Annotated in this window: 14 protein-coding genes; 10 read left to right on the top strand and 4 right to left on the bottom strand. The window is 69.6% G+C overall.

The features are described from left to right. The first annotated feature begins 210 nt into the window (after positions 1-210). Positions 211-2,961 carry a DUF4082 domain-containing protein gene (locus HPO96_RS20110; RefSeq protein ID WP_171675027.1) on the top strand — a complete coding sequence of 917 codons (2,751 nt, stop codon included), beginning with the start codon at positions 211-213 and terminating at the stop codon, positions 2,959-2,961. Continuing rightward, positions 2,958-4,106: an enolase C-terminal domain-like protein gene (locus HPO96_RS20105; RefSeq protein WP_171675026.1), complete on the top strand. Its 1,149-nt coding sequence runs from the start codon at positions 2,958-2,960 to the stop codon at positions 4,104-4,106. Before HPO96_RS20110 ends, HPO96_RS20105 begins: the two co-directional genes overlap by 4 nt. A 3-nt stretch (positions 4,107-4,109) precedes the next feature. Here the strand turns inward: HPO96_RS20105 and HPO96_RS39170 are convergent, their stop codons facing one another. Genes HPO96_RS39170 through HPO96_RS20090 form a run of 3 tightly spaced genes read right to left on the bottom strand, consistent with a single transcriptional unit; the run spans position 4,110 to position 6,233 of the window. Then, complete coding sequence (locus HPO96_RS39170) at positions 4,110-4,832, bottom strand: PIG-L deacetylase family protein (RefSeq protein WP_171675025.1); 723 nt, start codon at positions 4,830-4,832, stop codon at positions 4,110-4,112. Positions 4,833-4,834: 2 nt separating this feature from the next. Beyond that, positions 4,835-5,557, bottom strand: a complete 723-nt coding sequence (locus HPO96_RS20095) for an SDR family NAD(P)-dependent oxidoreductase (protein ID WP_171675024.1) — start codon at positions 5,555-5,557, stop codon at positions 4,835-4,837. 16 nt (positions 5,558-5,573) lie between these two features. Continuing rightward, the gene (locus tag HPO96_RS20090) at positions 5,574-6,233 is read right to left on the bottom strand and encodes a hypothetical protein (RefSeq protein ID WP_171675023.1); all 660 of its coding nucleotides are present in this window, start codon (positions 6,231-6,233) and stop codon (positions 5,574-5,576) included. A gap of 171 nt (positions 6,234-6,404) precedes the next feature. On the opposite strand from HPO96_RS20090, the gene HPO96_RS20085 reads away from it, so the two are divergent. Together HPO96_RS20085 and HPO96_RS20080 are read left to right on the top strand one after the other, a co-directional pair. Further along, positions 6,405-7,367, top strand: a complete 963-nt coding sequence (locus tag HPO96_RS20085) for an LLM class F420-dependent oxidoreductase (RefSeq protein WP_171675022.1) — start codon at positions 6,405-6,407, stop codon at positions 7,365-7,367. 120 nt (positions 7,368-7,487) lie between these two features. Further along, entirely contained in the window at positions 7,488-10,976 is a 3,489-nt protein-coding gene (locus tag HPO96_RS20080) for a S8 family serine peptidase (RefSeq protein WP_171675021.1), read from the top strand. Positions 10,977-11,071: 95 nt separating this feature from the next. Here HPO96_RS20080 and HPO96_RS20075 read toward each other — a convergent pair whose 3' ends face one another. Further along, complete coding sequence (locus tag HPO96_RS20075; protein ID WP_171675020.1) at positions 11,072-12,442, bottom strand: lytic transglycosylase domain-containing protein; 1,371 nt, start codon at positions 12,440-12,442, stop codon at positions 11,072-11,074. 196 nt (positions 12,443-12,638) lie between these two features. Between HPO96_RS20075 and hemL the strand changes: the two genes are divergently transcribed. Genes hemL through ccsB form a run of 6 tightly spaced genes read left to right on the top strand, consistent with a single transcriptional unit; the run spans position 12,639 to position 18,500 of the window. Continuing rightward, on the top strand, positions 12,639-13,961 hold the full coding sequence (hemL, locus tag HPO96_RS20070; RefSeq protein WP_171675019.1) for a glutamate-1-semialdehyde 2,1-aminomutase: 1,323 nt from the start codon (positions 12,639-12,641) through the stop codon (positions 13,959-13,961). Between the two features lie 40 nt (positions 13,962-14,001). Beyond that, on the top strand, positions 14,002-14,625 hold the full coding sequence (locus tag HPO96_RS20065; protein WP_202886234.1) for a histidine phosphatase family protein: 624 nt from the start codon (positions 14,002-14,004) through the stop codon (positions 14,623-14,625). Next, positions 14,622-15,191 carry a TlpA family protein disulfide reductase gene (locus tag HPO96_RS20060; protein ID WP_238355309.1) on the top strand — a complete coding sequence of 190 codons (570 nt, stop codon included), beginning with the start codon at positions 14,622-14,624 and terminating at the stop codon, positions 15,189-15,191. Before HPO96_RS20065 ends, HPO96_RS20060 begins: the two co-directional genes overlap by 4 nt. Positions 15,192-15,194: 3 nt before the next feature. After that, on the top strand, positions 15,195-15,938 hold the full coding sequence (locus tag HPO96_RS20055; protein WP_171675017.1) for a cytochrome c biogenesis CcdA family protein: 744 nt from the start codon (positions 15,195-15,197) through the stop codon (positions 15,936-15,938). Position 15,939: 1 nt separating this feature from the next. Next, positions 15,940-17,508 carry a cytochrome c biogenesis protein ResB gene (gene resB / locus HPO96_RS20050; RefSeq protein ID WP_171675016.1) on the top strand — a complete coding sequence of 523 codons (1,569 nt, stop codon included), beginning with the start codon at positions 15,940-15,942 and terminating at the stop codon, positions 17,506-17,508. Continuing rightward, the gene (gene ccsB, locus HPO96_RS20045; RefSeq protein WP_171675015.1) at positions 17,505-18,500 is read left to right on the top strand and encodes a c-type cytochrome biogenesis protein CcsB; all 996 of its coding nucleotides are present in this window, start codon (positions 17,505-17,507) and stop codon (positions 18,498-18,500) included. The genes resB and ccsB overlap by 4 nt, the downstream gene beginning before the upstream one ends. Position 18,501 lies beyond the last annotated feature (1 nt).

Genomic DNA, 18,501 nt, shown 5'->3' with positions numbered 1-18,501 from the left:
AAGACCCCGCCGGTTCCGGAACTAGAGCGCTCTCACGGGCCACCCTTTCGACCACCGTCGTACAGCCCGGCGTTTCCTTGCGCCCGGATTGCCGACCATGCTCATATATGGAGAGTTGTCTTCGATATTTCGAAGCTTCAACGATCTTGCCGCCCAGGGTGCGATCCGGATTTCCGGATCGGACCGGTATGTCCCAAGGAAGAGTGACGGATGACCAGCAGAAGGAACTTCCTCGCCCTGACCGGTGGTGTGGCGCTTGCCACGGGGGTGACCGCGGGGAGCTCGACCGCGCAGGCGGGGGTGCGACAGGTGCTCGACGTGCCGAAGCAGACGATCCCCGCGCTGCAGGAGTGGACGGCCCGAACCGGACCGGCGTACGAGCTGCCGGCGCCCGGGCAGCCGATCCGGATCATCGTGCGGAGTGCCGACGCGGCGCAGCTGATCCGGCCGAAGGTCGTCCTGCAGGAGGATCTCGGCACGCTGCTGAAGCGGACGGTCCAGGTCGAGACGCAGGAGACGCCGGCGCCCGCGGCCGGTGACCTCGTGCTCAGCCTGGGCGCCCCGCCGAACCAGAACCTCGAGGGATACGAGATCGAGGTCGGCGCGGCGCTGCGGCTGCGCGGTACGCCGGCCGGGGTGATGCACGGCGTCCAGACGATCCTGCAGTGGTTGCGGCAGGCGGCGACGGTGCCGGCCGGGCTGGTCCGGGACTGGCCGAAGTACCCCGAGCGCGGGTTCCTGGTCGCGAACTCGGCGCGGCACTACACCATGCAGTGGTGGCAGGGGCAGATCAACGAGCTGGCCTATCTGAAGCTGAACATGCTCTGGGTGTACGTCGGGTACGAGTCGACGACGTCGCTGGCGCAGCTGAAGGAGATCGCGGCGTACGCCAGGAAGTACAACATCGCGCTCGTCCCGCAGGTCAACATGCCGGGGCACATGGAGCGGCTGCTGACCCCGGGGATGGGCCTGCCGGGGCGGGGTGATCTCGACCTGAGCAAGGACGAGGCGTACCCGTTCGCGCGGGGGTTGTTCGAGAAGTACCTGGACGAGTTCGACACGCCGTACTGGCATCTCGGCGCCGACGAATACCTGACCCGGCTGGACGGCGATCCGAACTTCACCGTCGAGTACGCGCGTTATCCGCAGCTCGGGCAGAGCGCCAAGCAGCGGTACGGCGCCGACGCGAACCCGGTCGACATCTTCACCGGGTTCCTGAACCAGATGAACGAGACCGTCCGCGCGCACGGCAAGCAGTTGCGGGTCTGGAGCGACGGACTGCTGACCAGCATCAAGCGGGCGCCGCTGAACCAGAACATCATCCTGGAGCACTGGGTGACCTGGCCGGGCCGCAAGACGCCGGCCGAGCTCCTTGACGCCGGATATCTGCTGCACAACTCCAACGGCGACTTCCTCTACTACGACCCGCCCAACCCGCCGAATCTGCCGAACGGCCGCTTCCCGGACCCGGAGGCGATCTACAACCGGTTCCACCCGGGCGCCTTTCCCGGCCAGGAGGTCGACAAGAACCATCGCGGACTGCGCGGCGCCAAGCTGCACCTGTGGACGTTGCCGGCCACGGAGGCCGAGGAGATCCAGTCCAACAACCTGCGGCAGCCGTTCCGCTCGCTGGCGCAGATCCTCTGGGGCTCGCCGTTCCCCTTCCCGCGGTACGCCGACGGCTTCCCCACGCTGATCAACCAGGTCGGGCGGCCACCGCAGTACCCGGTCGGCCGGCGCCGGGTCTCGCCGGTGCACGGCGCCACGACGGTCTGGCCGCAGCGTAAGCCGCAGGTCGTGTTCTACGACGACGTCGATCCGGCGTCCGTCTCGCTGCGTGAGGGCGGGATCGAGGCGGGGACCCCGGGGCAGACGACGTTCGACCCGGCGACCCGGACGGCGACGTTCACGCCGGCCGCGCCGTGGCGGTACGGGCAGAGCTGCGGGATGAGCTTCCAGGCCCGGGACACCGACGGGAAATGGATCACCGGGGAGTGGCGGTTCACGGTCGCGCAGCGGCCGAGTCTCGCGTATCCGCGGTCCTTGTGGAACGAGGAGGACGGGCCCGCCGTCGAGTACTACTCGGACGCGCGGGAGACCGAGCTGGGGGTGCGATTCCGGGTCGACCGGCCGGGGCTGGTGCTGGGCGCCAAGTTCTACAAGGCGCCGGGTGACAACGTGCCGCACACGGGCAGTCTGTGGTCGCCGTCCGGAGACAAGCTGGCGACGGCCAGTTTCGGGAACGAGAGCGCCGCGGGGTGGCAGGAGGCGCGGTTCGCGGAGCCGGTCCGGATCGATGCCGGTGGCAACTACACGATCTCGTACCACTCGCCGAACGGGACGTTCGGGTACAACCACCACTACTTCGACGGCCGGACGCAGGACAACGGCGTACTGCACACGCCGACCGGCGCCGGGTTCTTCGCGTACGGGCCGACGTCGTACCCGAACCAGATTCACCTGAACACGAACTACTGGGCCGATGTGATCTTCCAGCCGGAGACCTACACCGTCTTCAACGTCGGTGAGGCGCCGGTGTTCGGGGCGACCGAGGCGACGTCGCTGGAGATGGGGCTGAAGTTCAGCAGTTCGAAGGACGGCGCGGTGCAGGGGGTGCGGTTCTTCAAGGGGACGCACAACACCGGGACGCATACGGGGACGTTGTGGAGTGCTTCGGGTCAGAAGCTGGCTACTGCGACGTTTGTCGGTGAGTCCGGATCCGGGTGGCAGGAGGTGCGCTTCGGGCAGGCGGTGTCGATCACGGCCGGGACGTCGTACGTCGTGTCGTACAGCTCTGGTGGCGGGTACAGCGCGACCGAGAACGGGCTGGCGGCTGCGCGGGAGAACGGCGCGTTGATCACGAGTGGGCCTGGGTTGTACGCGTTGCGGGCGGGGGACTTCCCGACGTTGTCTTACCAGAACCGCAACTATTTCGCCGATGTGGTGTTCGCTGAGGCGTGAACACATCGACTGACGCGCGGATCACCGATGTCGAGGTGATCGTGCTGGACAACGGTATCGAGTACGGGACCCGGCTCGGGGATGACGAGCGGGCCGGGCCCCGGCATACGTGTTTGATTCGCGTGGCGACGGATGCGGGCGTCGAGGGGTACGGCGATGTCGACTCGCATCCGTGGGTGGTGAAGGCGATTGTCGAGGCGGTGTCGCATATTCCGGCGTTCTGCGCCGGGCTGCGCGACGCTGCGGTCGGGCAGCGGGTGTGGGACCGGACTGCGCTGTGGGAGCGGCTGTATCAGCACTCCTGGTACCACGGACGGCGTGGCCCGGCTCTGCATGCGATCAGCGGGATCGATGTTGCGGTGTGGGACATCTGTGGCCGCTTGTCCGGTTTGCCGGTTGCCGACCTGCTCGGTGGGCGGCGCCGGGACCGGGTGCTCGCGTACGCCAGCACGCTCTTCCGTGCGACGCCCGACGAGATGCGCGCCGCCACTCGTTCGTACCTGGACCGCGGGTTCCGCGCGATCAAGTTCGGCTGGGGGCCGTGGGGTTCCGACCTCACCCGCGACCGGGCGCTCCTTGCGGCCGCGCGCGCGGAAGCCGGCCCCGACGTCCACCTCATGGTCGACGGTTATCTGGACGGCGACTACAACGCCGTCCGCCGGTTCGTCAGCTCGTTGGAAGATCTGAACCCGTACTGGATCGAGGAGCCCTTCCCGGCTGATCGATGGCGTGACATCGCCCGCCTGGGCCGGGACACCGGCCTCCCCGTCGCCACCGGTGAACAGCTGGCCGCCGACGAGTTCACCGACCTGCTCTCCGAACCCGGTATCGCCATCCTCCAACCCGATCTCTCCCGTTGCGGCGGCTTCACCACCCTCCACTCCCTCGCCCCCCGAGCCACCGCCGCCGGCCGCCGCCTCGTCCCACACGCCTGGACCACCCCCCTCCTCACCGCCGCCACCGCCCAAGCCGCCGCCTGGCTCCCCACCCCCACCCTCCTCGAATACAACGTCTCCACAGCCCCCATCACCCGAGACCTAGCCACCCCCCTCCCCTTCCACGACGGCCACATCCACCTCCCCACCACCCCCGGCCTAGGCGTAACCCCCAACCCCGAAGTCATCGCCACATACCGCATCGCTTGAGGGTTACAGCTGGGGTGGGAGGTCTGAGGGCCAGGGGATCCGGCGGTCGGTGAGGGAGGGGCGGAAGGATTCGGCGTGGGGGACTTGGAGGCGGCGGCCGGTGGTGCGGTCGTGGTCGGCTTGGTGGTCGGCGTAGTCCTCGCCGCCGGAGAGGGTGCGCATGACGTCCATTTGGGAGCGGTGGAGGCGGATGAGGGCGGCTTTGCGGGTGGCTTGGGTGGGGGTGAAGGCGACGAAGTGGGTGGGTTCGAAGGCGTGGCCGGGGCCGGGGTCGACGTGCCAGATGCGGGGGGTGTGGGGGAGCGGGTTGGGGGTGGGGGCGAAGGAGGAGAGGGGCGCCAGGAGGGCGGCGTCGGTGGTGAGTTTGGCGGTGAGGGTGTGGTCGGGGTTGTAGTCGGTGGTCCAGTGGGTGAAGAGGACTTCGGCGTTCAGGTGGCGGAGGGTCCGGATCAGGTCGGCGCGCAGGTCGGCGTCCTCGATGACGAAACCGTCCTCGCGGCCCAGGGAGATGTACTCGGCGTCGAAGTGGGCCGCGACCTCCTGCATCTCAGCCGTGCGGATCTCGGCGGCGCGGGCCTGGTCCTCGGGCGGGTGGAAGGGGAGCCCTTTGTCGCCGGTGGTGATGGTGACGAAGGCGAGTTCGTGGCCGGCTGCGTGGAGGCGGAGCAGCGTGCCCAGGCAGCGCATCTCGTCGTCAGGGTGGGCGAAAACGCAGACGTACTTCATGATCAGACCCCCCGGAGCCGAGCGAGTGAGGTGGACAGCGCGCCGTCCACAGTGAGGGAGGAGCCGGAGATGTAACCCGCCGCCTCCGACGCGAGGAAGGCGACGGCGGCCGCGATCTCCTCCGGCCGGCCGTGCCGCCCGAACGGCAGCAGCTTCCCGGCCGCGGCCAACTGGCCGGCGCCGTGGAAAACCTCCTCACCAGGCGTCGCGATCCACCCCGGTACGACGGCGTTCACGCGAATCCCCCGATCGGCCCACTCGTGCGCCAGCGTGCGAACGACCTGCCCGAGCGCGCCGTGCGCGGCGTTGTACCCCAGACAGTTCGCGAACGGTTGCGTCTCGTGCAGCGACCCGATCGCGACGTACGACGCCCCCGCGGCCGGCGTCAGCGCGCGGAAGAACTCGAACGCGCCCACCGGCCCAACCGTCAGGCTCCGCAGCAGCGACTCCCGGCTCAGCTCCACCGCCGGCGTGTGCTCCTCGTACGCGACGGCGTACACCGCACACCCCACCGGCCCCAGCTCCCGGGCCGCCGCGCCGACCACGCTCCCGAAGTCGGCCGTACCCGCGTCCGCCGCCAGCGCTACCCCGCCGACTTCGGACGCCGTCCGCGTCGCGGCGTCCAGATCCCGATCGACGCACAGCACCGGCCCGTGCCGCTCCGCGAGCACCCGCGCGCAGGCGCCGCCGATCCCGCCCCCACCCCCGACCACCACCGCGGTCATCCGGGACCACCTTTCGCTATTGCGAAGAAATCTCCGAGATCGGAGCATAACGGCCGACCGGCTCCGGTCGCATGGCCGGCCGGACGCCGTCCACCAGCCGGAACCGGACCAGCTCGGGCGCCGCGATCGACAGCTCCCCGACGTCCCGCGTCCGCCGATCGCCGACCCACTTGACCAACCCGCGCGGATCGATGATGTCGCCGGTGAAGTGCAGCAGGTTCAGGTACCAGATGTCGCGCCGCCCGTGCGGCCGCTCGAACCAGTCGTCCGGCCCGAGCGCGAGCGCGAGCCGATCCATGAACTCGTCCGCGGCCGGGCCGATCGGGAAGGCGCTCGCCATCACCGACCCCGGGGTCAGGGTCAGGCCGGTGACCGCGAACCGGAACGGCGTACTCGCCGCGAGCGCCTGGCCGGCCCGGCGGACGGCGGCTTCGTAGCGAGCGACGGCCGGATCGTCGTCCGGCACCTCGGCCCGGAAACCTTCGAGCGCGCGAACGGTCAGATGCGCCGATCCGAGCTGCCCGGTCTGCCAGTGGTGGCGCCCAGCCAGCAGCGACGCTTGGATCGTGAGGGCATCCAGCAGATCGGCCACCTGGCCCGTCGGCCGGAACACCACCGACAACGGCCATCGGCCGCCCGCAACCGGCGGCTCGTCCCGCGCGTGGGTACCGGCCATGATCTGTGGCGCGGCCAGGTCGAAGAGCTCGTCGAACGTGATGGCTGCCTCCCGTGGTCTCTACCGGTACGACGCCGCGAAGGATTCAGAAGTTCTGGTGCTCTGATTGAGTGCAAATTCAGCGACCGGAGTGATGGACCCTGACCCGAGCCCGGGGAAAGGATGGTGGCCATGAGCACACGTTTCGGCATTTTCGTACCGCAGGGCTGGAAGATGGATCTCGCGCAGATCGCGGATCCGGTGGAGCAGTGGGAAGCGATGACGGCGGTCGCGAAGCGCGCCGACGAGCAGTCCTGGGACTCGATCTGGTTGTTCGACCACTTCCACACCGTGCCCGAGCCGAGCGACAACACCACGTTCGAGTGCTGGTCGGCGACGGCCGCGCTGGCCCGCGACACCAAGCGGGTCAACATCGGCCAGATGGTCGGCTGCAACGGCTACCGCAACCCGGCGCTCTACGCGAAGATCGCCTCCACCGTCGACGTCGCCAGCCACGGCCGCCTGTACGCCGGGATCGGCGCGGGCTGGTACGAGCACGAGTGGAAGGCGTACGGCTACGAGTGGCAGGACGTGAAGCCGCGGATGGCCGCGTTCCGCGAGGCCACCGAGATCATCCACAAGATGTGGACCGAGGACCGCCCGGTCTACCAGGGCAAGCACCACTCGATCGACGGCCCGATCAACCTGCCCAAGGGCGCCGGGAACACCAAACCCAAGTTCTGGATCGGCGGCGGTGGCCCGCAGGTCACGCTGAAACTGGTCGCCCAGTACGCCGACGCGGCGAACATCGGCGGCGGCAACCCCGAGGTGATCCGGGAGAAGGCCGCCATCCTCAAGGGCCACTGCGACAAACTCGGCCGCGACTACGACGAGATCATCAAGTCGACCGGGATCAACGTCTTCCCGATCGACAAGGGCGACGACCCGCAGGCGGCCACCGAGCGTGCCCGCGGCCCGATCGGCTGGGACCGGTTCGCCAAGGACAACAACATCACCACCGAGGACGAGATCGCGCTCAAGGTGGAGGCCGCGCTCGAGGCCGGCGCCGACTACGTGATCTTCTACATCCCCGGCGTCGCCTACGACCTGGACCTGGTCGACCGCGTCGAGCAGGTGGCCAAGCGGTTCGCCTGAGCTGACTACTTTCGGTCATGGCGGCGGTAGGACAGCAGATCCCGTGGCCGTTGGCCCTGACCGGCTGTCAAGCTCTTCCCGACGGCCTCGCGAGGGTCGGGGCGTCGGGAGGATCCCCCCGTGCTTTCCCGAAATTCCCGCCTCGCGCTAGGCCTCGTCGCTGTAGTGGTCGCCGGTTCCCTGACGTCGGCGGCCACTGCAGCGGCTCTTCCGCAGAGCCCGCGGTCGATTACGCACCGCATCACCTTGATCACCGGGGATGTCGCCGAGCTCACCACCAGCCCAGGCGGTAAGCCCTCGGCCCGGCTGATCGGCGACGAGCCGTACTACTTCGGGTCGTTCGACGGCGACCTGAGCCTGGTGCCGGCGTCGGCGTACCCGCTGCTCACCGCGGGCCGGCTCGACCGGCGGCTGTTCAACCTGACCGAGCTCGTTGCGCAGGGCTACGACGACGCCGCGACACAGCAACTACCGCTGATCGTCACCGGCCCGGCCCCGAAGACCGCCGCCGTCCGCCGCACGCTCAGCAGCGTCGGCAGCAGTGCGATCAGCGTCGCCAAGTCCGACGCGAAGTCCTTCTGGCAGAGCGCCGCCGACCAGGGCAAGATCTGGCTGGACGGACGCACCCGCGCGACCCTCGACCGCTCGACGAAACAGATCGGTGCACCGACCGCCTGGCGTTCCGGGTACGACGGCCGCGGTGTGAAGGTCGCCGTCCTCGACACCGGGTACGACGTCGCCCACCCGGATCTCGCGCCGCAGGTCGTCGGCTCCCAGAGCTTCATCCCGAACGAGACCGTCCAGGACAAACACGGCCACGGCACCCACACCGCCTCGGTGGTGGCCGGCCTCGGCACGGCGTCCGCCGGAAAACGCAAAGGCGTCGCACCGGGTGCGGACCTGCTGATCGGCAAGGTGCTCGACGACGCCGGCAACGGCTCGGACTCCGAGGCGATCGCCGGGATGGAGTGGGCGGTCGCCCAGGGCGCCAAGGTGGTCAACATGAGCCTCGGCGGCTGGCCGACCGACGGCACGGACCCGATGAGCCAGGCGGTCGATCGGCTGGCGAAATCCAGCGGCGCGCTCTTCGTGGTCGCCGCCGGTAACGCCGGGGCCGAGGAGACCGTCGGTACGCCGGGGGCCGCGACCGAGGCCCTGACCGTCGGCGCCGTCGACCGCGACGACAGCCTCGCCAAGTACTCCAGCCGCGGTCCGCGCCTCGGCGACGGCGCGATCAAACCCGAGGTCACCGCGCCCGGCACCGAGATCGCCGCGGCCCGCGCCGCCGGGACGACGGGCGGCCACGTCCTGGATCGCTTCTACACAACGATGTCCGGTACGTCGATGGCCACGCCGCACGTCGCCGGCGCCGCCGCCATCCTGGCGCAGCGGCACCCGGAGTGGACCGGCGCCCAGCTCAAGGCCGCGCTGACGACGACCGCCGTCCCGACGAAGAAGGCTCGCCCCGACGAGCAAGGGCTCGGCCGGATCGACATCCCGAAGGCGCTCGACCCGACGATCCTGCCCAGCACGGGCAACCTCTTCCTCGGCGCGGCGAGTAAGCAACAGATTGCCTACCGCAACAACTCGAACCGGCCGGTGACGCTGCAGTTGTCGGTCGACGCGCGGTCCGCGTCGGGGATCGCGGCGGCCGTCGCCGTCAGCCCGGCGAAACTGATCGTTCCCGCGCGCGGTACGGCGTCCGCCACCGTGACCCTCGATCGCGCGAAGACCAGCCCGGCCAAGTACGCCGGTGTCCTCACCGCTCGCAGCGGCGCGACGTCGTACCGGACCGGCCTCGGCTTCGCGGCCGACGGCCGGCTGAACAAGGTGACCGTCAAGGCGATCGGCCGCAACGGCAAACCGGCCAACTCCGGCGCGAGTGGCGTCCAGCTCTGGAACCAGGCCACCGGCGACGTCACCGCGATCGCCTTCGACGCGACCGGCAGCAAGACCGTCGAGGTCCCCACCGGCCGGTACGCCGTGATGGCGTACGCGATGGGCGTCGACGAGGCCGACTGGACCAACTCGGTCACCCTGCTCGGCGATCCGGACGAGTGGATCGACGGCGATCGCGCGTACACGTTCGACGCCCGCCGGGCGCACAAGGTGACCGTGAAGACCCCGCGCCGGGCCGAGGCGCAGAGTGTCGGGATCGCCTGGAACCGGCAGGTCGGCGCGCGTAACGCCGTCTCCGGCTGGGTGTTCAACAACCGGGTCGCCGACAACGTCTTCGTGCAGGACTTCGCGAAAGTTGCCAACGGCACCTTCCAGGTAGTGCAACGCTGGGATCTCGCGCAACCCGAGCTCACCGTCGACGTCCCCGGCCTCGGCCGGTTGCCCTCGCCGGACAAAGGCTCGTTCCGGACGCCGTACGTCGGGGTCGAGAAGCTCCCGCTGACGGACAAGCTTGCCGGCAGCAAGGGCAAGGCGGTGCTGCTCCGGTTCGAGGGCCACGAGCAGGTGGCCGAACAGCTCCGGGCCGCGAAGGCGGCCGGCGCCAAGCTCGTCTTCATGTACAACGAGGCGCCCGGCTTCTGGTCGACCGGCGCCGACGAGGACATCCCGTTCTACTTGCTGCGCGCCGAGCAGGGCCGGCAGTTGCTCGCGCTGCTGAAGAAGGGCGCAACCTCCTTGCAATTAACGGGTTTGCGCGATGCGACCTACCGCTACGACCTCGCGGTCGGACCGTCGTCCGTACGCGGCCCGCTGACCTACGACATCGCGAGGATGCGGCCGGCGACCGTGACCACGGCGTACCAGCGCAACGACGCGTGGTTCCTGCACAGCGATCAGCGCGTCGCGCACCTGCCGGGGATCGCGACCGGGCTGACATCGAGCCGTGAGGTCAGCGGCCCGGTCACGCGGACCGACTACCTGGCGACCGATCTGCGCGGCGTCACCTGGGACGAGAAGACCGCCGCGGGGGAGTGGAACGAGTCCGGGATCGAGTCGACGCTACCGCGGGCGTACCGGCCCGGCGAGCAGGTGAACCGGAGTTGGTGGGAGCCGCTGATGCGGCCCGCCGTCCCGGCTGCCGCGGGTGAGGAGGCCGACGGATGGCCGCCGGCGCGGTTCGAGAACGCGCTGCGGATCGCGATGCCGCAGTACGTGAACGGTGATCGGACCGTCTACGGCTGGGGTGACCGTGGTGATGTGACGGCGATGAAGCTGCGCAGCAACGGGGTCGAGCTCGGCAGCGCCGACTGGTCGGTCGGGCAGTTCGACGTCCCGGCGAAGGCCGCCTGGTACGACCTGACCCTCGACCAGCGGCGCGGACCGAACAGCTGGGCCAAGACGTCAACCGCGACGCAGACCCACTGGCGATTCCAGTCGGCCCGCGGCCGTGGGGTACTACCGCTGATCCAGATCGACTACCGCCGCTCGGGTGAGCTGTTGCAGCTGAAGGCGGCGTACCAGCCGGGCTATCGCGGGGCGAGCGTGTTCCGCACCACCGCCGAGATCTCCACGGACGGTAAGACCTGGCGCCGGCTCGCACTCGATGCGGCGGGCCGGGCGCGGGTGCCCGCCGCCGGGGTGAGCCTGCGCGTCAGCAGCGCGGATCTGCGCGGCAACAGCATCAAGCAGACGATCGAGAACGCCTGGTAAAAGGGCGACGCCACGAAGCCGGGGGGAGTTGCTCCGTGGCGTCGCCGGGGGCGCGCCAGGAGGGGTGGGGGCAGGCGCGCCGGCTTTGCGGGTGATCAGCTCCCGAGGATTCCTCCGCCGAGAACGCCGAGCAGCCCGAGCAGCGAGAGCAGGTTGCGGATCACCTGGTCGACGGCCTTCGCGCCGCCCGTCTGGTAGGCCGTCACGCACTTCTGCAACTGGGCCTGCGTCGGGTTGGTGATCGTCACCTTCTTCATCTCGCCCTGGCAGTACTGCGTCGCCTTCGTCAGCTCCTGAACGGTGCTGCCGACCGTGCCGACGATCAGCCCGACGGCGGTCTGCAGCGTGGCCACGCCCGGGGGCGGCGGCTTCGGCGTACTCGTCGGGGGCTTGCTGGTCGGCGGGGTGCTGGGCTTGGTCGTCGGCGGCTTGCTCGTGGACGGCTTACCGGTCGGGGGCTTCGACGTCGCCGGCGGGGTCTTGGTCGGGTTGGCGCCGGGCTTACCCGGCTGCTGCACCGGACCGGTGGTCGGCTTGATCGTCGGGTAGGTGTTCTGGTCGGTCGCCTGCGGCAGGTTCTGATCGGCCGGGGCGTCGATATCCGGGTCGCCGATCTGGTCGCCGGCCCGGTCGATGCCCTGGCCGTCGCCTTCGGTGCCGTTGCCGACGGCGATCCAGCTGCCGGTCGCGTACGCCTTGGCGATCTTGGTGACCAGGTTCGCGTAGTCCTGCGAGTGGTTGTAGCGCAGGAGGGCCTTGTTCAGATCACCCGAGCGGGCCATGTCGGTGTTGCCCGAGCACAGGTAGACGCCGGTCGACATCGCCGCGTCGTCGATGTCCTGCGGGTTGCGGACGCCGTCGCCGTCGCCGTCGACGCCCATTGCGCGCCAGGTGCTCGGGATGAACTGCATCGGCCCGACCGCGCGGTCGAACGCGGTGTCGCCGTCGAAGGCGCCCGCGTCGGTGTCGCTGATCTTCGCCGTGGTGAGGCCGTCGAGCCGCGGCCCGAAGATCCCCGGGACGGCGACGCCCTTGCTGTTCAGCATGCTGCCGCCGAAGCGGCCGTGGTTCGACTCCACCCGCCCGATCGCGGCCACCAGCGTCCACGGCAGATGACAGCCCGGGTCGGCCTGGCCGATCAGCTGCTGCGTCCGCGAGTACGCCTTCAGGGCGCCTTTCGGGATTCCGTTGCGGGACAACCCGGAGACCACCTGGTTCTCCGGCTCGCCCGGGTCGACGCCGTGGCCGACCTTGCCCGGGACCGGCACGTTGGCCGGTTCGGCGATCGGCGTGTTCGGCACGACGACCGAGTCCTTACCTGACATTCCCTGTTCCAGCGAGGCTGTCGCCACCGCCGGATCGTCCGTAGCGCTCACCGTGAACGCGCTCGCGAACAGCGCCAGCGGGATCAGCGGCGCCACCGACCGCCACCCGCTCCCCGTGGCGCGGCGCTTGCCCTTCGCCATGAATCCCCTCCGTGTGTTGCGGTGAGGCGCCGCGCCCCACGCAACCGATATTTGGTCAACTGTCCAGAAGTCCGCTGAGTTACGAACCGGACACAGACTGACGAGTACCCATACTCGCGCGTAACAACTCCGCTGTGAACCCCTCGGAGGCGACGAAAGCCGCCCCACCAGTCGACGCAGTGGTATGTCGGGGACAATGGCAGTCGTGCCCGATCACACCGAGCAGTCCGCCGCACTCTTCGCCAGGGCCGCCGCCGTCACGCCGGGCGGGGTCAATTCCCCCGTCCGGGCGTTCCGCGCGGTCGGCGGCGTCCCGCGTTTCATGACCCAGGGTGACGGAAGTCACATCACCGACGTCGACGGGAACCGCTACCTCGACCTGGTCTGCTCCTGGGGCCCGATGCTGCTCGGGCACGCGCATCCCGAGGTGATCGCCGCCGTCCAGGCCGCCGTCGCCCGCGGGACGTCGTTCGGGACGCCGAGCGAGGCCGAGGTCTTGCTCGGCGAGGAGATCGTCGCGCGGACGCCGGTCGACAAGGTCCGGCTGGTCTCCTCGGGGACCGAGGCGACCATGTCGGCGCTGCGGCTGGCCCGCGGGTTCACCGGGCGCGCGAAGATCGTCAAGTTCGCCGGCTGCTACCACGGTCACGTCGACGCGCTGCTGGCCCAGGCCGGCTCCGGCGTCCTGACCCTCGGCATCCCCGGGACGCCCGGCGTCACCGAGGCGACCACGGCCGACACGATCGTGCTGCCCTACAACGACCAGGCCGCCGTCACGGCCGCCTTCGCCGAGTACGGCGACCAGATCGCGGCCGTGATCACCGAGGCCTCACCGGGCAACATGGGCGTCGTCCCGCCGGTCGACAACTTCAACGGCTTCCTCGCCGAGACCTGCCGGTCCCACGGCGCGCTGTTCATCTCCGACGAGGTGATGACCGGCTTCCGGATCACCCGCTCCGGCTGGTACGGCGTCGACGGCGTCCGGCCCGACCTGATGACGTTCGGCAAGGTGATGGGCGGCGGCTTCCCGGCCGCGGCCTTCGGCGGCCGGGCCGACGTGATGGCCCATCTGGCCCCGGAGGGCTCGGTCTACCAGGCCGGGACGCTCTCGGGGAACCCGATCGCCACCACCGCCGGTCTGACCACGCTCCGGCTGGCCACCGACGAGGTGTACGCCAAACTCGACGAGACGTCGCTGACCGTCCAGCGGCTGGTCTCGACCGCGCTGGACAAGGAGGGTGTGCCGCATGTCATCAACGCGGCCGGGAACCTCTTCAGCGTCTTCTTCGTGGAGTCCTCGGAGGACCAGGCTCCGATCCGCGACTTCACCGGGGCGAACGCCCAGGTGCTGCCGCGGTTCACGGCCTTCTTCCATGCCATGCTGAACGCCGGCGTCTACCTGCCGCCGAGCGCGTTCGAGGCCTGGTTCGTGAGTAGCGCGATCGACGGCGACGCGCTCGGCGAGCTCGAGTCCGCCCTGGTCCCGGCCGCCCGCGCGGCGGCCGCCGTACAGAACTGATGAGAGGGCAGCGGTGACCGAAACGACGGTCGTGCACCTGATGCGTCACGGCGAGGTGCACAACCCGACCGGCGTGCTCTACGGCCGGATCCCAGACTTCCACCTGTCCGAGCTCGGCCGCGCGATGGCCGAGCGGGTCGCCGACCACGTCAAGAACCGGGACGTCGTCCACCTGGTCAGCTCGCCGCTGGAGCGGGCCCAGGAGACGATGGAGCCGATCGCCAAGACGTTCGGCCTGACGCCGGATCTCGACGAGCGGGTGATCGAGGCGGCGAACCTGTTCGAGGGCAAGAAGTTCGGCGTCGGCGACGGCGCGCTGAAGAACCCGAGCGCCTGGTGGCTGCTGCGTAATCCGGTGAAACCCTCGTGGGGTGAGCCGTACCAGCAGATCGTCCGCCGGATGCGGGACGCGATCGAGACCGCGCGCCAGAAGGCCGCCGGTCACGAGGCGCTGATCGTCTCGCACCAGCTGCCGATCTGGATCGTGCGGTCCGCGATCGAGGGCCGCCGGTTGTGGCACGACCCGCGGAAACGTCAGTGCAGCCTCGCGTCCGTCACGTCGTTCACCTTCCACGGTGAGTCGATCGTTTCGGTCGGCTACTCCGAGCCCGCGAAGGATCTGTTACCAGTCAAGAATCCGAAGAAATTCGTCGGCGGCGCATGATGTTCCGGCAGGCGGCAGTGGTCCTCGCGAGCGCGTTGCTGGTCGCGGGGTGCAGCTCGGGGCAGCAGGCGGCGCAGGACCGGCAGGGCCAGACCGGCTTCGTCAGCGGCAGTGGCCGGGTGTCGACGTTCGCCCCCGCCGAACGGAAGGCGGCGCCGGCGTTCGGCGGTACCACGCTGGACGGCAAGCAGTGGAAGCTGGCCGACGCGGCCGGCAAGGTCGTCGTGATGAACGTCTGGGGTTCGTGGTGCGGCCCGTGCCGCGAAGAGGCGCCGGACTTCACCGCCGCCGCCAAGGAGCTCGGCTCGGGCGTGCAGTTCATCGGGCTGAACACCCGGGACATGCAGACCGCCGCGCCGAAGAAGTTCGTCGAGGTGTTCGGCGTCGATTACCCCAGCATCTACGACCCGTACGGCAAGGAGCTGCTCAAGTTCCGCGGCCAGAAGCTCTCGCCGAGCGCCGTTCCGGCGACGCTGGTGATCGACAAACAGGGCAAGGTCGCCGCCCGGGTGCTCGGACCGGTGAACAAGGAGACCCTGGTCGCCATGGTCAAGGACGCCGGCTGAGCCATGGGGCAATGGTTCGCCGACGCGATGACCGGGTCGATGCTGATCGCGCTGCCGATCGCGGTGCTGGCCGGTGCGATCTCGTTCTTCTCACCCTGTGTCGTGCCGCTGCTGCCGGGTTATCTGTCCTACGTGACCGGGCTGTCCGCGGCCGAGCTCGGCTCGAAGCAGCGCGGCCGGATGCTCGCCGGGACGGCGCTGTTCGTGGCCGGGTTCTCGTCGGTGTTCATCCTGACCGGTGTGGTCTTCGGGACGGCGGGCGACCTGCTGATCGACCACCAGCGGACGATCACGATGGTGCTCGGCGCGGCGACCGTCGTCCTGGGTCTGGTTTTTCTGGGCGGGTTCGGGTTCCTGCAGAAGGATCTGCGGGTGCATCGGGTGCCCGCGGTCGGGATCGCGGCCGCGCCGCTGCTCGGCGTCCTGTTCGGGTTCGGCTGGACGCCGTGTATCGGGCCGACGCTCGGAACGGTGATGACGCTGGCCGCGACCGAGGGCAGCGGCGGCCGCGGCGCGGTGCTGGCGCTGGTCTTCAGCCTCGGGCTGGGGATTCCGTTCATCGTGGCGGCGCTCGCGTTCCGGCGGATGCTGGGCGCGGTCGCGTGGGTGCGTAAACATCAGCTGCTGGTGATCCGGATCGGCGGCGTACTGATGATCACGGTCGGGCTGCTGTTGCTGACGGGAGTGTGGGATGCGATGACCGCGGACCTGCGGCAGTGGGTTTCCAACTTCGGGTCGGCGGTGTGAGATGACCGAGATCAAGGAACGCGTCGCGACGCCGGAGCCGCCGCCCGAGCTGCCCGCGCTCGGCCTGGTCGGCTGGCTGCGCTGGACGTGGCGACAGCTCACCTCGATGAAGACCGCGCTGGTGCTGCTCTTCCTGCTTGCACTCGGCGCGGTGCCGGGATCGCTGATTCCGCAGACCGGCGTGGACCCGATCGGGGTCGCCGACTTCCTCGAGGCAAATCCGAAACTCGGGCCGTTCTACGACAAACTCGGGCTCTTCGACGTCTACAAGTCGGCGTGGTTCTCGGCGATCTACCTGCTGCTGTTCATCTCGCTGATCGGCTGCGTCGTACCGCGCCTCGGCGTGTACCTGAAGGCGGTGCGGGCGCGCCCGCCGCAGCCGCCGCGCAACCTGCACAAGCTGGCGGCGTACGAGACGTACGACGCCGACTCCGCGGACGGCGTCCTCGAGGCGGCGACGCGGGAGCTGAAGCGGCGCCGGTACCGCGTCGAGCAGTACGACGGCGCGGTCGCGGCCGAGCGCGGGTATCTGCGCGAGGCCGGGAACCTGCTCTTCCACTTCTCGCTGATCCTGGCGCTGCTCGGCGTCGCCTGGGGTTCGCTGTTCGGCTACCGCGGCACCGTGCTTGTTGTCGAGGGCAACGGTTTCTCGAACTCGGTGGCGCAGTACGACGATTTCACCTCGGGGCAGGCCTTCACCGGGGACGACGATCTGCCGCCGTTCTCGCTGACGGTCCAGAACTTCGCGGTCAAGTTCCAGGAGAGCGGGCCGCAGCGCGGCGCGGCGCGGGAGTTCAACGCGGCGCTGACCTACCAGGAGTCGCCGGACGGGCCGGAGAAGTCGTACGACCTGCGGGTGAACCACCCGCTGAAACTCGACGGCTCCAGTGTCTACCTGCTCGGCCACGGCTACGCGCCGAAGGTGACGGTCAAGGACGGCGACGGCAAGGTCGCGTTCTCCGGCCCGGCGCCGTTCCTCCCGCAGGACGGCAACTTCTCCTCGTTCGGCGTGATCAAGGCCCCGGACGCGCGGCCGCTGGCACTCGGATTCGAGGGGTTCTTCCTGCCGACCGCGGTGATCGACGAGCGCGGCCCGCGCTCGGTCTTCCCCGACGACCTGGACCCGGCGCTGGCGATGACGGCGTACTACGGGCGCCCGCAGAAGGAGACCGGGAAGCCCGAGTCGGTCTACCAGCTGGACAAGACCAAGCTGACCCAGTTCGAGAACGGCGATGACAAGCTGCGTTTCCAGCTCCAGCCCGGTGACAGCTTCACGCTGCCCGACAAGGCCGGCTCGATCACCTTCGACGGCTACAGCGCCTGGGTGAAGATCCAGATCAGCCACACCCCCGGCACCGATGTCGCGCTCGGCGGCATCATGCTCGCGATCCTCGGTCTGATGGGATCGCTGTTCGTGCACCCGCGCCGGACCTGGGTGCGGGTCCGCACGCAGGACGGGCGTACCGTGGTCGAGATCGCGGGTCTCGACCGCGGCGCGGACCGCGGCGTCGCCGGCGAACTCCGCACCCTCGCCAAAACCCTCACCTCGACCACGCAGGAGAAACCATGAGCCCGGAGACCTACGCGCAAGTCTCCAACCTGCTGATCCCCACGGCCACCGTCATCTACGCCATCGCCATGGTCTCCCACGCCATGGAATGGGCCCTGGGCCGCACCGCGGTCGCGGTGAAGTCCGAAGTACAGGATCAGGTGCTGGTCGCCTCGGACGGGACGCCGGCCGCCGGTGGAACAACTGACGGTGTCGAGAGCCCCGCCGTGGAGAATGCCGGGCGGACGGCGCGGATGGATGCGGCCAGCCGGATCGGGTTGTTGCTGACCTGGCTTGGGTTTGTGCTGCATTTGGGTGGGGTGGTTACGCGGGGGCTGGCGGCGGAGCGGGTGCCGTGGGGGAACATGTACGAGTTCTCCATCACGGCTTCGCTGGCAGTGGCGATCGTGTACCTGGTGTTCGTGCAGCGGTACAAACTGCAGTGGCTCGGGCTGGGTGTGACGCTCGTGGTGGCCGCGGTGCTCGGGCTGGCGTCGCTGGCGCTGTACACGCCGGCCGGTCCGCTGGTGCCCGCGCTGCACTCGTACTGGCTGGTGATCCACGTGGCCGCGGCCGCGATCTCGGGTGGCGCGTTCACGGTCGGCGGGCTGGTGTCGGTGCTGTACCTGGTGAAGGCGCGCGCCGAGCGCAAGGTGCTCGCGGGCGGCGCGATGTCGGCGTCGCTGCGCCGGCTGCCGAGTGCCGAGGCGATGGACGGTACGGCGTACAAGGTGCTCGCGTTCGCCTTCCCGCTGTGGACGTTCGGCGTGCTGGTGGCCGGTCCGATCTGGGCGGAGTACGCCTGGGGCCGGTACTGGGGCTGGGACCCGAAGGAGGTCTGGTCGCTGGTCACCTGGGTCGTCTACGCCGCCTACCTGCACGCCCGCGCGACGGCCGGCTGGCGCGGCCGCCGGGCCGCGATCATCGCGATCGTCGGCTGGTTCGTCTTCATCTTCAACTTCGTCGGAGTGAACCTGCTGGTCTCCGGCCTGCACTCCTACGCCGGGGTCTGAG

The sequence above is a fragment of the Kribbella sandramycini genome, assembly GCF_013131805.1.
Classification (GTDB): domain Bacteria; phylum Actinomycetota; class Actinomycetes; order Propionibacteriales; family Kribbellaceae; genus Kribbella; species Kribbella sandramycini.
Note: the sequence above shows the minus strand (reverse complement) of the source record. Positions and strands in the feature narration are given on the sequence as shown.

Bases quoted from the DNA above. Each gene is read 5' to 3' on its own strand.
- HPO96_RS20110 (WP_171675027.1), top strand. From the start codon at position 211: ATGACCAGCAGAAGGAACTTCCTCGCCCTGACCGGTGGTGTGGCGCTT.
- HPO96_RS39170 (WP_171675025.1), bottom strand. From the start codon at position 4,832: ATGAAGTACGTCTGCGTTTTCGCCCACCCTGACGACGAGATGCGCTGC.
- HPO96_RS20095 (WP_171675024.1), bottom strand. From the start codon at position 5,557: ATGACCGCGGTGGTGGTCGGGGGTGGGGGCGGGATCGGCGGCGCCTGC.
- HPO96_RS20090 (WP_171675023.1), bottom strand. From the start codon at position 6,233: ATGGCCGGTACCCACGCGCGGGACGAGCCGCCGGTTGCGGGCGGCCGA.
- HPO96_RS20085 (WP_171675022.1), top strand. From the start codon at position 6,405: ATGAGCACACGTTTCGGCATTTTCGTACCGCAGGGCTGGAAGATGGAT.
- HPO96_RS20075 (WP_171675020.1), bottom strand. From the start codon at position 12,442: ATGGCGAAGGGCAAGCGCCGCGCCACGGGGAGCGGGTGGCGGTCGGTG.
- hemL (WP_171675019.1), top strand. From the start codon at position 12,639: ATGGCAGTCGTGCCCGATCACACCGAGCAGTCCGCCGCACTCTTCGCC.
- HPO96_RS20065 (WP_202886234.1), top strand. From the start codon at position 14,002: ATGCGTCACGGCGAGGTGCACAACCCGACCGGCGTGCTCTACGGCCGG.
- HPO96_RS20060 (WP_238355309.1), top strand. From the start codon at position 14,622: ATGATGTTCCGGCAGGCGGCAGTGGTCCTCGCGAGCGCGTTGCTGGTC.
- HPO96_RS20055 (WP_171675017.1), top strand. From the start codon at position 15,195: ATGGGGCAATGGTTCGCCGACGCGATGACCGGGTCGATGCTGATCGCG.
- resB (WP_171675016.1), top strand. From the start codon at position 15,940: ATGACCGAGATCAAGGAACGCGTCGCGACGCCGGAGCCGCCGCCCGAG.
- ccsB (WP_171675015.1), top strand. From the start codon at position 17,505: ATGAGCCCGGAGACCTACGCGCAAGTCTCCAACCTGCTGATCCCCACG.